Origin of the sequence: Methylophilus sp. DW102, from assembly GCF_037076555.1 — a bacterium.
In the GTDB taxonomy this organism is placed as follows: domain Bacteria; phylum Pseudomonadota; class Gammaproteobacteria; order Burkholderiales; family Methylophilaceae; genus Methylophilus; species Methylophilus glucosoxydans.
On the sequence record NZ_AP029023.1, the window covers coordinates 1,728,590 to 1,741,386 of the forward strand.

Genomic DNA, 12,797 nt, shown 5'->3' on the forward strand with positions numbered 1-12,797 from the left:
ACACTGACTATATGATGTAGCCTGGCAGTAAAGATTTTTGGCCAGACAAGAAAATTCAGAGATTGCCTTGTCTGGCCCCGTAAATTTAATTGACTTGAAAAACGATAGTAACAACACGACATGGCAAAACTAACCACACATCCGAGCTGGCATGCGCTGAACCAGCATCAAATTGAAATGCGCGATGTTCAAATGCGCGATCTGTTTAACCAAAACCCCAAACGCTTCGAAGAATTCAGTTTAACGGTGGACGACATTCTGCTGGACTACTCCAAGCACCGCATCACTAAAGAAACCCTGTCCCAGTTATTCCAGTTAGCGCGCGACTCAAATATTGAGCAATGGCGCAGCCGCATGTTCAGCGGCGAAAAAATCAACATTACCGAAAAGCGTGCAGTGCTGCACACCGCCCTGCGTAACCGCAGTAATACACCGGTGTATGTGGATGGCAAGGATGTGATGCCAGAAGTGAATGCCGTACTGGCGCAAATGCGGGCCTTTACCGAGCAAGTACGCAACGGCCAATGGACAGGATTTACCGGCAAACGGATTACCGATATCGTAAATATCGGTATTGGTGGCTCAGACCTCGGTCCAGTCATGGCATGTGATGCGTTAAAACCCTACGCCAGCCCCAACTTGAAAGCCCACTTTGTTTCCAACATTGATGGCGCGCACTTGATGCGTGTATTGGAAGTCTGCGACCCTGAAACCACCCTGTTCATCGTCGCCTCCAAAACCTTTACCACCCAGGAAACCATGACCAACGCGCACTCAGCGCGCCGCTGGTTCCTGCAAGCAGCTAAACAAGACCAACATGTGGCCAAGCATTTTGTCGCGCTGTCCACCAATGCCAAGGCCGTGCAGGCATTCGGCATAGACACCAACAACATGTTTGCTTTCTGGGACTGGGTCGGTGGTCGTTACTCCCTGTGGTCAGCCATCGGTCTGTCGATTGCGCTCTATGTCGGCATGGACAACTTTGAACAGTTGCTGGCAGGCGGTCACGCCATGGATCAGCACTTCTTGTCGGCGCCACTGGAACAGAACATGCCTGTTATCATGGCCTTGCTGGGGGTCTGGTACAACAATTTCTTCCATGTTGATACGCACGCGATTTTGCCTTATGACCAGGGCATGTCTCGCTTTGCGGCCTATCTGCAACAAGCAGACATGGAAAGTAATGGCAAATTTATTTGCCGTGACGGTAGCCGCGTCAGCTACAAAACGGGCCCGGTCATCTGGGGCGAAGCTGGCACCAACGGCCAGCATGCGTTTTACCAGTTGATTCACCAGGGCACACAAATGGTTCCGGCAGACTTTTTGATGCCAGCCAACAGCCATTACAAAGTGGGTAGCCCAGACGATCAGCACCATAAAATTCTGCTGGCTAACTTCCTGGCACAAACCCAAGCCTTGATGTTGGGCAAAACCCGTGAAGAAGCACGCGCCGAACTGGAAGCACAAGGCATGAGCGGCCAGGCACTGGAAGATCTGCTGCCGCATAAAGTGTTTGAAGGCAACCGCCCAACCACGTCTATCCTGTTTAAACAGCTCACACCCTTTACCTTGGGTAAACTGATTGCGCTTTATGAGCACAAGATTTTTGTGCAAGGCATGATCTGGGACATTAACAGCTATGACCAGTGGGGTGTGGAATATGGTAAGCAGATTGCGAGCCAAATTCTGCCACAGTTGAATACCAACGAGCCGGTAAACAGCTTTGATAGCTCAACCAACGGCTTAATCAATTACGCGAAGAAAATTTCATAGCATATTGATTAATATTAAAAAAGGCCTCGATTGAGGCCTTTTTTTATTGTGCGGTGCTATCTTAAGCACACCCTAAACCAATTGGTTCTTGATGGCGTAATGGGTGATGTCGGCATTATGTTTGAGATGCATTTTTTCGAGCAGCCGCGTCCGGTACATGCTGACCGTTTTCACCGACAATGCGAGTTTATCTGCAATCTCACTGACTGACTGCCCGGAAGCAATCATGCGCATGACCTGAAACTCGCGATCTGAAAGGGTTTCGTGCAAGGCCACCGCATAATCATTCCCCACCTGCTCGGCCAGAATCTCTGCCACGTTGGGGGTAATGTATTTTTTGCCTTTGGCCAGCGTGTGTATGGCGGTGAGCAATTCTTCTGACGCCGTATGCTTGCACAGGTAGCCAGAAGCGCCAGAACGAATGGAGCGCACGGCATACTGCTCTTCCATGTACATGGAAAGCATCAAGATGTTGAGCGCAGCATTTTCTCGCTTGATGAGCTTTAAGGCTTCTATGCCAGTTTTATCCGGCAACGAAATGTCCAGTAGCATGACATCGGCAGCCACTTCACGTACACATTTAATCGCCTGCGCAACATTCTCCGCCTCACCGACGACATCAATATCCCCACTCGCAAGCAATATTTGCTTGATGCCAGAACGTAAGATGGCATGGTCATCTACGATAATGACTTTTATTTTTTGTATATCCAACCTGACCCCTCTGTTTTGCTGGTTGCACCATGGCTAATCCAGAAACTGCGCTGTTGATTGTAAATCGGATCAGCCATTCTGTCACGACTCTGCGGGCTTGAACGGTGCTTGCACCCGGATACAAGTGCCAGACGCGGCGCTGGAAGATTCAATCTGGCACTCGCCCCCCAGTGCCGCCGCCCTTTCCTGCATACCTCTCAGGCCAAATGCGTTCGATTTGATCTTGTCGGCAGGGGCAATGCCGATGCCATTATCCGTGATGTTCATGAATAACAGCTGATCCTTGAGGCTGAGCTCCACTTCGACCGCATTGGCCTGCGCATATTTGGCGATGTTCGAGAGCGCCTCCTGACAAATCCGGAACAACGCCATGGATTGGTCGGGATCACACTCCAAATCATGACAATTGGTGAGAAATTTTGCCGAGATGCCTAATTGTTTTTTGAACTGGCTCACCTGCCACTCCAGCGCATCCACCAGCCCCAGATCGAGAATGTTGGGTCGCAAATTGCCAGAAATACGATGTACGGAATCAAACGTCTGGTTGATGATCCCTTGCAACAAATGCGCTTGCTCGAGGTTGACCGGCTCACCGGCCTCAATTTGCTGGATGATGGTCGACAAGCCCAGCTTCATCGCGGTCAGGTTGCCGCCGAGGTCATCATGAATTTCACGCGCAATCGACACGCGCTCCTGCTCTTTGACCTGGTTCAAGTGCGCCGTCAGTGCCTGCAGATCTTGCCTGGCTTGCTCGATCTCCTGTTTTTCATGCTTGCTCTGGCTAATATTGAGCATAATGCCATCCCATTGCACCGCGCCCTGCCCCAAGTCTTGCACGGTAGCCCGGATATTGACCCATTTCATGTCTTGCCAGTCGGCAATCCAGATTTGTCCTTCCCAATCCAGGCGCTTGTGTTGCCGGGCGGATTTTTGCAAGTTTTGCTTGAACAGATGGGCGGAAGGTTGATCCATGGCATCAAACAGGGTGTTGGCATCCTTGAGCAATGCTGCGGCCGGGATACCCAGCAAGGCTTCGCAGCCCTCACTCACATAAGTAAAAACCACTTGAGCATCTGCAGTCATATGCATCTGGAACACGAGTCCTGGAATGCTGGAAACAATGGCGGAGAATCTGCGCTCGCTTTCATGCAAGGCATGTTGGACACTATCAATAGGAAAATGGCTGGCTGGCGTAGACACATGGCACCTCAATCAAGATGCCAGCTAGCATATCATGTCAACCCACGGCTGGATATGACAGTCAGTGATCCCGGATAAAACCGCTGTCGATCAACAAAGTGCTGACCAAGCGCACAAGCTAGGGATTGACGGTGCCAACTAGATCAGTTTCAGTCATCACCCGGTTTTTGCCGCGTTTTTTGGCCAGGTACATGGCCTGATCTGCGCGCGACAAGATGGCACTGACATCGTCCTCTTTCTGGAACAAGGCGACACCTGCACTAAAGGTGATCAGCAGCTTTTGGTTATTACCCATGAAGTACTCTTTGGTCAGTGATCGCTGCAAGCGCGACATAATGATCACCGCCTCTTGCAAGTCGGTCTTGGGCAGAATGACAACAAACTCTTCGCCCCCCATTCTGGTCACAATATCCGTCGGCCTCACCGCACGTTTTACCACTGAAGCCAGATGTTTGAGCGCAGCATCCCCGGCGGCATGCCCATGCTGGTCATTGAGCGATTTAAAATTATCGATGTCGAGCAAAGCCACACTAAATGACTCACCGCTACGCTGAAAACGCGCAATCTCGGCCTGGAAGGCATCGTCCATACCGCGGCGATTGAGCACGCCGGTGAGTTGGTCAATTCTGACGACCTCACTCAACTGCTGCAACTCCAGTTGCAATTGATCAATACGGTCTTGCGTATCCGTTGCCTTGCGCTGTTGGATAAGCAAGTCATCGCGCGAACGCAGGATGTCGGTCTGCATGACAGAAGTATCGCGCATCAACTGGTTGACCAGCTCATTAATTTTAATCAAATCATCAGTTTGAGAGAGCTCTTTGGCATAGGTCTCGATTTTGCCACTGTAGAGTTCGCTGGCTTCACCCATATATTTGAGCTTATCAATAAAAGTACTGATTAAGGTTTTAAATGAGTTCCTCGCCTCAATCAGACTGTGCTTGACCAGTCCTTGCTTGTAAATAACCTCTTTGAGGCTTTTTTCGGCTTGTTTAAGCTTGGTTCTATCCAGCGGACCGGTAATAATCGACTGTACAGCATAGACCTGACCACTCAGCCAGCTATCTTCAGCCACCAGTTCACCGATATTTTCCAGTAGCAAATGCAACAAGTCGATAATGTCGCCACGCACGTCATCCTCTTGCGCGCCCATCACCTCGACCCGCATCAATAACGCTTTAAGTGACTTGGCCAAAGCCTCCCACTCTTTAAGCTTTTTAGCGCGCTCGGCAGATTCCTGCAGGGCCACCGCCTCCGCCTGCAAGTCTGGATACCCTTGCAAACGGGGAATCAAGCCCAGGTAAAGTGTTTGCTTCAACAAGGTCTGCAAAATGGTAAAAGCGCCATGGAACTGCTGTACTTCAGAGGGCAAACCTTGTTCACTGGATATATCCAAGACAGGTTGCGACGTCGAAGCTGTGGACGCGTCAGCCGCATCAGTCAAGGCAATCCCCTCAAGCCGGGCTTCAGAAGGCAACCACATATTCGCCATGCCGATCAACTTGTCGGACAGGCTCTCGTCATCACCAAAATTAATGAGCACACGTTCCAGCGTCTCACGCTTTCTGGCAGTATCTATGCCACTGCGCTTGTCGTCCCAGGCTTGCAATAAAACACGAATCGCCTTGGGCCATTTGGTGGAATGACTAAGCTGCTGTTGCATGGCCTCAGTCAGCAATTCCCCCAGCCCTTGCCAGTTATCCTGTTTAAGCACTTTTTCCCAGCGGTTAATCCAGTTGGTTTGCTCCAGCGTGTCGTGGGGCAACTGCTTCAATGCCTTGCGCAACGCACTGGCAGCATCCTCCTTCACCGGTTTACCTGCAATCTCATAGTAAATCTGCATGTAATTGTCCGGTGTCGGTTCGACACGCCTGACAGCCATTTGCTTGATGGTTTCACGTGCAACTTCTGAAGCTGTCATGGATGATCCGTTTGCTGCCATCGTTTTCTGCCAAATCACACTAAAATTAATAGGATGCAAATATTATGCGGGGCGATGATTGGAATTTATTGGTGTATAAGAAGGTAAATAATTGTTTATTTCAGAAGCTTTACCTCTGCAGGTGAAATGAGGCACGGCGAAAATAAGGCGGTAAAAAAACGTTTTTGCGTTACAATAGCGTCCGCGGGCCTCCCCGCATTGTAAGGTAGCCAACCTGGTCAGGTGCGGAAGCAAGCAGCCACAACTATCAAGCAAGTGCCGGGGGTTGGGCTCGCCCCTTCTCTCCAGCCCTTCTGTTTGTCATGCCAGCGTTGATCTTAATGTTATGGTTTGTGGCAAGCATGAGTCGGCAAAATAGGCTAAAGTACAGGTTTGCCTTATTGCTTTTAATCAGTAGAGTGCGCGATGTCTTACCAAGTGTTGGCGCGTAAATGGCGCCCCAAATCTTTTGCCAGTCTGGTGGGCCAGGACCATGTGGTCCAGGCCCTGAGCAATGCTCTGAGCCAACAGCGCCTGCATCATGCTTACCTGTTTACCGGCACCCGTGGCGTTGGCAAGACCACCCTCTCCCGTATTCTGGCAAAATCGCTGAACTGTGCGACCGGCATCACCGCAACGCCTTGCGGCGAGTGCGAAGCATGCCGTGCGATTGATATCGGCCGGTATGTAGATTACGTGGAAATGGATGCGGCCTCTAACCGCGGTATTGCAGACATGGTGAGCTTGCTTGAGCAGGCGATCTACGCGCCGTCCTCCGGCCGCTTCAAGGTCTACATGATAGACGAAGTGCATATGCTGACCAAAGAGGCGTTTAATGCCATGCTGAAAACGCTGGAGGAGCCGCCTGCCCACGTCAAATTCATTCTGGCGACCACAGATCCACAAAAAGTCCCGGTCACCATTTTGTCGCGCTGCCTGCAATTCAACCTGCGCCAAATGGCCAGCAGTACCATTACCGCCCACTTGCAAGACATTCTGGGCCAGGAGCAAATTCCATTTGAGGCGCCCGCATTACAGCTGATAGCGCGTGCGGCCAATGGCAGCATGCGTGATGCGCTCTCACTGACCGACCAGGCAATTGCTTATGGCAACCAGTCCGTCCGCGAAAGCGATGTGCGCAGCATGCTGGGGGCGATTGACCAGAGCTACCTGTATGATTTGTTGCGGGCGTTGATCGCACAAGATGCAGCCAGCCTGCTCAATATCGCACAGCAAATGGAGTCGCGCAGCATCGGCTTTGAAAGTGCCCTGAACGATCTTGCAGCTTTGTTGCATGTGCTAGCTGTCGCGCAATACGCGCCCCAATCAATTGCAGACGATCACCCCGAGCGGCAGAACTTGCTGGAACTTGCCGCAGCCTTGCCCGCAGAAACCCTGCAGCTGTATTATCAGATTGCTATTTTAGGTCACCGCGATATTGGCCTGGCCCCGGATGCTTATTCAGGCTTTACCATGACGCTGTTGCGTATGCTGGCATTTAAAGCCGATGCAACGGCCCCCACACCCGCGCCCCCGTCAAGCACAGAAGGTCATGGCCGTGGCAGCGCTCCGAGTGTTGGCAGCGCGCGCGCCGCCTTGGCGCAAAGTTATCAAGCCAGCAGCGCAACCAACCCTGCAACAGCGGATCATGCGATGCGCAAGCGTGCGGTGGAACAGGCTCCCGAAAGTGCTACTGAACCAGGCGCATCTTTCACCACTGCCCCCCTGGCAGAAATGTCGCAGCCAGCGCTTTCGGCCCCAGCACCGACAGCCGTTGCCAGTGAAGCAGTACATGTTGCAATGCCTGAGACGCAAGAAACAAGCGCTGCATTGGACTGGGATGGCAACTGGCGCGCGCTGGTAGAGAACCATTTGAGCAAATTGGGCCTGGTACGCGCACTGGCACAAAATTGCGAGCTGGTCCAGTTTGAGGACGATGCCATGACATTGCGGATTAGCGAGTCACATAAACACCTGGCCAGTGCCAATTATCTCGAAAAACTCAATGCTGCTTTAAACAGCCATTTTGGCCGCCGCTTGCAACTGATCATCACCACCAGCCAGGAAGCCAATACGCCCGCCAGACAGCTGGCCGTCGAAAAAGCAGAATTACAGGATCAGGCTACACAAGCGATTATGAGTGACCGCTTTGTGCAAGGCCTGATGCAGGAAATGGGCGCAACGATAGTGCCAAATTCCATTAAACCCTTACATTAACCACACGTAACTTCAGGAGCAGACAATGATGAAAGGTGGCATGGGCAATATGATGAAACAGGCCCAAATGATGCAAGCCAATATGCAAAAAGCCCAGGCAGAACTGGCAAACACTGAGGTGGAAGGTATTGCCAGCAATGGCATGGTCAAAGTGACCATGACCTGTAGCAATGATGTGAAACGCGTACAGATTGATGACGCGGCCATGGATGACAAAGAAACACTGGAAGACTTGCTTATGATTGCGTTGAAAGATGCGAAAGCGAAAGCCGAAGCGACCAGTTCAGCGAAAATGAGTGGCCTGATGCCACCAGGCTTCAAGTTGCCGTTCTAGTGCCTAACGCCCACCCATATTATCGTCGACGCGGAGACCAGGCGTGAATCACCCGGCAGTTCTGGATCAGCTGATCAGTGCCCTGCGCTGTCTGCCGGGCGTGGGGCCTAAATCCTCCACGCGGATGGCCTATCACTTGCTGCAACGTGACCGTGAAGGTGCGCAAAAGCTGGCAGCCAGTCTACAACAGGCGCTGGATAAGCTGGCGCATTGCGATTATTGCAACAACTTCAGCGAGCATCGCGTATGCAGCGTGTGCCAGGATACCCACAGAGACAAATCCACGCTATGTGTGGTGGAGATGCCGACCGACCTCATGATGCTGGAGAATACGCGTAGCTATCAGGGCCAATATTTTGTATTAATGGGAAAACTCTCGCCCATGGATGGCATTGGGCCCAAAGACATTCACCTGGATAAACTGCTCAAACGTGCACAGGACAGCGCGATAAACGAAGTGATTATTGCCACCAACTTTACCTCCGAGGGTGAAGCCACTGCACACTATATTGGGCAGATGCTCAAATCGCGTGGCATTCGCGTCAGCCGGATTGCGCGTGGGTTGCCGATGGGTGGTGAGATTGAGTATGTGGACAGTGGCACGCTGTCTACCGCGTTGCTGGAAAGAAAAGCCGTCACTTAACAGCAAAGCAATCGTCAAGCAGTCAAGATAACTGCTGTATTTGATGCCCTTGTGCCAAGACCTTAACAAGTTTTTAAGCACACTTGTCTTTTATCTTCGTTTTTTCTCTTCATAAACACTCTGTCCTGTCGTTATACAAATGACAGCCTCCCGGTTTTTAATCAGGCGAGTCGTCATTATCGTGAGCTAATAAAAATAAAAGCAAGGTCGTATTCCATGGAATTATTTCTGCATACTTTTGACGCCAATAGTCATACCAACTCTGAAAGTCCGCATTTTTCAGGCATCAACACCGCATCTTTCAGTTATGAGACTGAAGCAGAACTACTGCAGATTTTAGACCGTGTCATTGCCGAGGAGCCTGCACATACGCTCAGAGATACCTGGGTGCTGGTGTCACAGGACAAGCAGGCCATGCATCCAATGGAAGCCTTGCAGGCCACCATGCCATTCAATACCTTTTATGCTAGGCATAAATACCCGTGGCTGCTGTCTGAGCTGACGCCACATGTGCAAATGCATTATCAACCGATTGTCGACTTTGGCCAGAGTGGCAAAGTGTTTGGCTTTGAAGCCTTGTGCAGACTGAAAACACCAGAAGGTAAGTGGCTCAACGGCATGGAGGCTTTCGCCCTTGCCGCCGAGGTTAAACGCAGCCACGAGTTAGACCTGGCCTGCCAACAGTTGGCGCTGATGGGCAAGTCACAATCAATTTCTGTGGACAAGCCCCTCTTTATTAATGTGCTGCCACAAACAATCATGAGTCCGGGCTGGCTCAATTTTATTTTAAATCTATTGAACCAGCAGCAGATTGATCGACGGGATATCGTCATCGAAATTGTTGAGAGTGAAAAAACCAATCCCGAAGTACTGGCGCGTTACTGCGATGAAATCCGTATGCATGGTCTGCGCATCGCACTGGATGATATGGGTTCCGGTTTTAACGGTTTGCGCATCCTGGCTGAGGTACGGGCTGACTTTATCAAGATAGACCGTGCCATTGTGCATGAAGCACAAGGCAGCCGTGTGAGGACAGTGTTACTTGAGGCGATTATTTCGATGGCGCAACGACTGGGATGCACCATTATCGCTGAAGGGCTGGAGCGGGTAGAGGATATTACCTATTGCCAGGATTTAGGCCTGCATTATGCCCAGGGCCATTATTTTGCCCAGCCACAAAGCACGCCAAGCGACAAGGTGGCTGCACTGCCCGTACGGGATGAAGCCCACCGTTCGCATATTCCTGATGATTTTCATATTGGTGAATATATTAGTCACGGCTTGACAATTGATGTCAGCAGCACGCTGGCTGAAGCCAGACGCTTGTTTAACGCGCATGCCGATATTGCAACGGCAGTGGTGCTGGACGGGCAAAAACCGCTGGGGGTATTGCGGCGGGGCAAAGTATTCTCCAAGAAACCCACAGGCCTGGGCGCTTGTTGCGACCCCTTGCCCAAGGTCATCAACCATAAACTGCCCTCTTCGGTGTTGGCGCGCATTTTTTATCTGGAGCGTGGCAATATCGACATCTGGATCACCGTCAATGACGAAGGCGGCTATGTCGGTATCTTGCAGCCGATGGAAATCATGGCTCAGTTGATCAGCCGCAAAACTGCTACCGGCAATCTGCATCCCTTAAGCCATCTGACCACGGGCCCGACACTCCGGCAAACCCTGGATAACAGCTTGCGTAACAATCCCAATACGCAACTGATCTACATAGATCTGGATCATTTCAAGGCCTATAACGACCGCTACGGTTTTATCCGTGGCGATGCCATGATACGACTCCTCTCCGAAATCATCCGACAGGAGTTTCAGGATAAAGCGGGCGTGATGGTGGGCCATATTGGTGGCGATGACTTTGTGCTGATCTATGATCATAAGGCGCCTACCCTTAATGACACCTTATTGCATATCATTAGCCAGTTTCAGGCCCTGGCCGTGCATCTGTATGACGCGACAGATCTGGAACGAGGATTTTTTACCACTGAAGACGGTAAGGATCACCCGGTCGCCAGTGTCTCGATTGCAGTGGTGAATGGCAAACAAGGCGAGCTCGAAAACAGCGTCATTGCCGCGGAACGCGCAGCGCTGCTTAAAAAGATAGGCAAGGCCAATATCGGCAGCATTGTGGTTGTAGAAGATACGCCGCCACAAACCATCCTGCCGAAAAAAGAATTTTATTCAGACTGGCAGCAAAAAGCACTGTCCGCCTTACAGTCGCTGCTACACACGCAACGCTCGACAGGCGCCCATGATTTGGATAGCTGCTTTGCCGAATTCCCCTTCTTTGAGGTGATCTTTGAGTTAGAGCCAAACGGTGTACAGCGCTATGCCAACTGGATAAATCCCAACATGTATGGAAAAATCAAGGCTGGCGGTGCAGGCATAGACCGGAGCCAACAAGCCTATTATCGTCGCGTGGCAGAAACTCAGGCGCCTTATATTTCAAGCATTTATCTGTCTACCGCAACCGAAGACTTCTGCCTCACGGTCTCTTTGCCAATTTTGGGTGAGGACGGCCAGCTGGCTAGTATTTTAGTCGCAGATATTAATATTGCCGCGATGGCGGTACTCAGCAGCAAGCGCAATTAGCTGAGCGGCAAGCGCAATGATAAATTGGCGCGGAATCTGCTCAGTTATAAATACGCCAGCAAGTCCTGGGGCTGCTGGATACAGCCATCCGCACCCCACGCCTCAGGCCGATCCATGTCTGACAGGTAGCCAAACAAAGCCACCAGCGTTGTCATGCCCGCTGCATTACCGGCCTGCACATCTCGCTCGGCATCGCCAACATACACCACTTGCTCAGGATCAAGCTGCATACGCTCACAGGCCAATAACAGTGTTTGGGGCGACGGCTTGGGCTGGGGCGCATCATCTCCGCTGATGACCGCACCCGCGCGGCTATCCAGCGCCATGTGTGTAATCATAGGCAAGGTAAACCGGCGTGGCTTATTGGTGACAATGCCCCAGCTGAGCCCCCGCTGCTCAATCTCCTGTAACACCTCTGCCATGCCGTCAAACAATTGTGGCTGACGGGTCATGACTTGCGTGTATAACTCCAGATATTCAGTGCGCATCTGTTCAAACTCAGCATGATCCGGTAACAGATCAAATCCGATTTCCAGCAGCCCTCGAGACCCATGCGAGGCATAGGGGCGAATCGTCGCTTCTGGTAAAAAGGGCAATCCATGCCGTTCACGCTGCAAATTAAGTGCATATGCCAAATCTGGAGCGGTATCTACCAACGTCCCATCCAGATCAAATAATACGGCTTGCATGCGCTCAATCCTCTTTGACCGCATGTAGCATGTAGTTGACGTTGGTATCTGTTGTCAATTTATATTGTTTACTGAAAGGGTCATAAGTGACGCCAGTCTGATGCTGTAACTCCAGTCCAGATTGACGTAACCAGCTCGCTAACTCAGACGGCTTGATAAACTTGCTGTAATCATGTGTGCCTTTGGGAAGCAGATTGAGGACATACTCAGCCCCGACCACCGCCATCAGGTATGCCTTGGCATTGCGATTAAGCGTGGAAAAAAACAATTGCCCCCCCGGCTTGACCAGTGCAGCGCAAGCACGCACCACGCTGGATGGATCGGGAACATGCTCCAGCATTTCCATGCAGGTCACCACATCAAACTGCTCCGGCATTTCTGCAGCCAGCGCTTCCACGGCAATACAGCGATACGAAACCTGGGCCCCTGCCTCAAGCGCATGTAATTGCGCCACCTGCAGCGACTTGTCTGCCATATCAATCCCCATCACGTGGGCACCACGTTGTGCCATGGACTCGCTCAGAATACCGCCACCACAGCCGACATCGAGCACCTGTTTGCCCTTAAGCAACGCGCGACTGTCAATATAATTTAAACGTATTGGGTTCAACTGATGTAAAGGTTTGAAGACACCTTGCTGGTCCCACCACTGGTGTGCCAGTTCAGCAAATTTGTTTACTTCTGCAATTTCGACATTGGCCATGATGT

Annotated in this window: 10 protein-coding genes and 1 other RNA gene; 6 read left to right on the top strand and 5 right to left on the bottom strand. The window is 51.3% G+C overall.

Annotated elements, in window-relative coordinates; genetic code table 11:
* Positions 1–120: 120 nt before the first annotated feature.
* Positions 121–1,773 (top strand): glucose-6-phosphate isomerase, encoded by a 1,653-nt coding sequence (gene pgi / locus AACH41_RS07925; protein ID WP_275355392.1) that lies wholly within the window; start codon positions 121–123, stop codon positions 1,771–1,773.
* A gap of 72 nt (positions 1,774–1,845) precedes the next feature.
* On the opposite strand, the gene AACH41_RS07930 is transcribed toward pgi, so the two are convergent.
* The 3 genes from AACH41_RS07930 to AACH41_RS07940 form a co-directional block, all read right to left on the bottom strand.
* The gene (locus AACH41_RS07930; protein ID WP_275355394.1) at positions 1,846–2,487 is read right to left on the bottom strand and encodes a response regulator transcription factor; all 642 of its coding nucleotides are present in this window, start codon (positions 2,485–2,487) and stop codon (positions 1,846–1,848) included.
* An 81-nt stretch (positions 2,488–2,568) separates the two neighbouring features.
* Positions 2,569–3,687: an ATP-binding protein gene (locus AACH41_RS07935; protein WP_338654301.1), complete on the bottom strand. Its 1,119-nt coding sequence runs from the start codon at positions 3,685–3,687 to the stop codon at positions 2,569–2,571.
* 118 nt (positions 3,688–3,805) lie between these two features.
* Positions 3,806–5,608, bottom strand: a complete 1,803-nt coding sequence (locus tag AACH41_RS07940; protein WP_338654303.1) for a GGDEF domain-containing protein — start codon at positions 5,606–5,608, stop codon at positions 3,806–3,808.
* 203 nt (positions 5,609–5,811) lie between these two features.
* Between AACH41_RS07940 and ffs the strand changes: the two genes are divergently transcribed.
* The 5 genes from ffs (at position 5,812) to AACH41_RS07965 (ending at position 11,400) form a co-directional block, all read left to right on the top strand.
* Positions 5,812–5,908: signal recognition particle sRNA small type (ffs, locus tag AACH41_RS07945), an RNA gene on the top strand.
* 126 nt (positions 5,909–6,034) lie between these two features.
* The gene (gene dnaX / locus AACH41_RS07950) at positions 6,035–7,825 is read left to right on the top strand and encodes a DNA polymerase III subunit gamma/tau (RefSeq protein ID WP_338654304.1); all 1,791 of its coding nucleotides are present in this window, start codon (positions 6,035–6,037) and stop codon (positions 7,823–7,825) included.
* A gap of 25 nt (positions 7,826–7,850) precedes the next feature.
* Complete coding sequence (locus AACH41_RS07955; protein WP_194747725.1) at positions 7,851–8,159, top strand: YbaB/EbfC family nucleoid-associated protein; 309 nt, start codon at positions 7,851–7,853, stop codon at positions 8,157–8,159.
* A 43-nt stretch (positions 8,160–8,202) separates the two neighbouring features.
* A complete protein-coding gene (recR, locus tag AACH41_RS07960; RefSeq protein WP_194747727.1) occupies positions 8,203–8,802 on the top strand; it encodes a recombination mediator RecR in 600 nt (199 codons plus the stop codon).
* Positions 8,803–9,018: 216 nt separating this feature from the next.
* Complete coding sequence (locus AACH41_RS07965; protein ID WP_338654306.1) at positions 9,019–11,400, top strand: EAL domain-containing protein; 2,382 nt, start codon at positions 9,019–9,021, stop codon at positions 11,398–11,400.
* A 44-nt stretch (positions 11,401–11,444) separates the two neighbouring features.
* Here the strand turns inward: AACH41_RS07965 and AACH41_RS07970 are convergent, their stop codons facing one another.
* Together AACH41_RS07970 and ubiG are read right to left on the bottom strand one after the other, a co-directional pair.
* The gene (locus AACH41_RS07970; protein WP_338654307.1) at positions 11,445–12,089 is read right to left on the bottom strand and encodes an HAD-IA family hydrolase; all 645 of its coding nucleotides are present in this window, start codon (positions 12,087–12,089) and stop codon (positions 11,445–11,447) included.
* 4 nt (positions 12,090–12,093) lie between these two features.
* Complete coding sequence (ubiG, locus tag AACH41_RS07975; RefSeq protein ID WP_338654308.1) at positions 12,094–12,792, bottom strand: bifunctional 2-polyprenyl-6-hydroxyphenol methylase/3-demethylubiquinol 3-O-methyltransferase UbiG; 699 nt, start codon at positions 12,790–12,792, stop codon at positions 12,094–12,096.
* Between the last annotated feature and the right edge of the window lie 5 nt (positions 12,793–12,797).

What these genes read in the sequence shown, in the direction of transcription:
- dnaX (WP_338654304.1), top strand. Translation starts at nt 6,035, where the DNA reads ATGTCTTACCAAGTGTTGGCGCGTAAATGGCGCCCCAAATCTTTTGCC.
- AACH41_RS07970 (WP_338654307.1), bottom strand. Translation starts at nt 12,089, where the DNA reads ATGCAAGCCGTATTATTTGATCTGGATGGGACGTTGGTAGATACCGCT.
- pgi (WP_275355392.1), top strand. Translation starts at nt 121, where the DNA reads ATGGCAAAACTAACCACACATCCGAGCTGGCATGCGCTGAACCAGCAT.
- AACH41_RS07965 (WP_338654306.1), top strand. Translation starts at nt 9,019, where the DNA reads ATGGAATTATTTCTGCATACTTTTGACGCCAATAGTCATACCAACTCT.
- ubiG (WP_338654308.1), bottom strand. Translation starts at nt 12,792, where the DNA reads ATGGCCAATGTCGAAATTGCAGAAGTAAACAAATTTGCTGAACTGGCA.
- AACH41_RS07955 (WP_194747725.1), top strand. Translation starts at nt 7,851, where the DNA reads ATGATGAAAGGTGGCATGGGCAATATGATGAAACAGGCCCAAATGATG.
- AACH41_RS07940 (WP_338654303.1), bottom strand. Translation starts at nt 5,608, where the DNA reads ATGACAGCTTCAGAAGTTGCACGTGAAACCATCAAGCAAATGGCTGTC.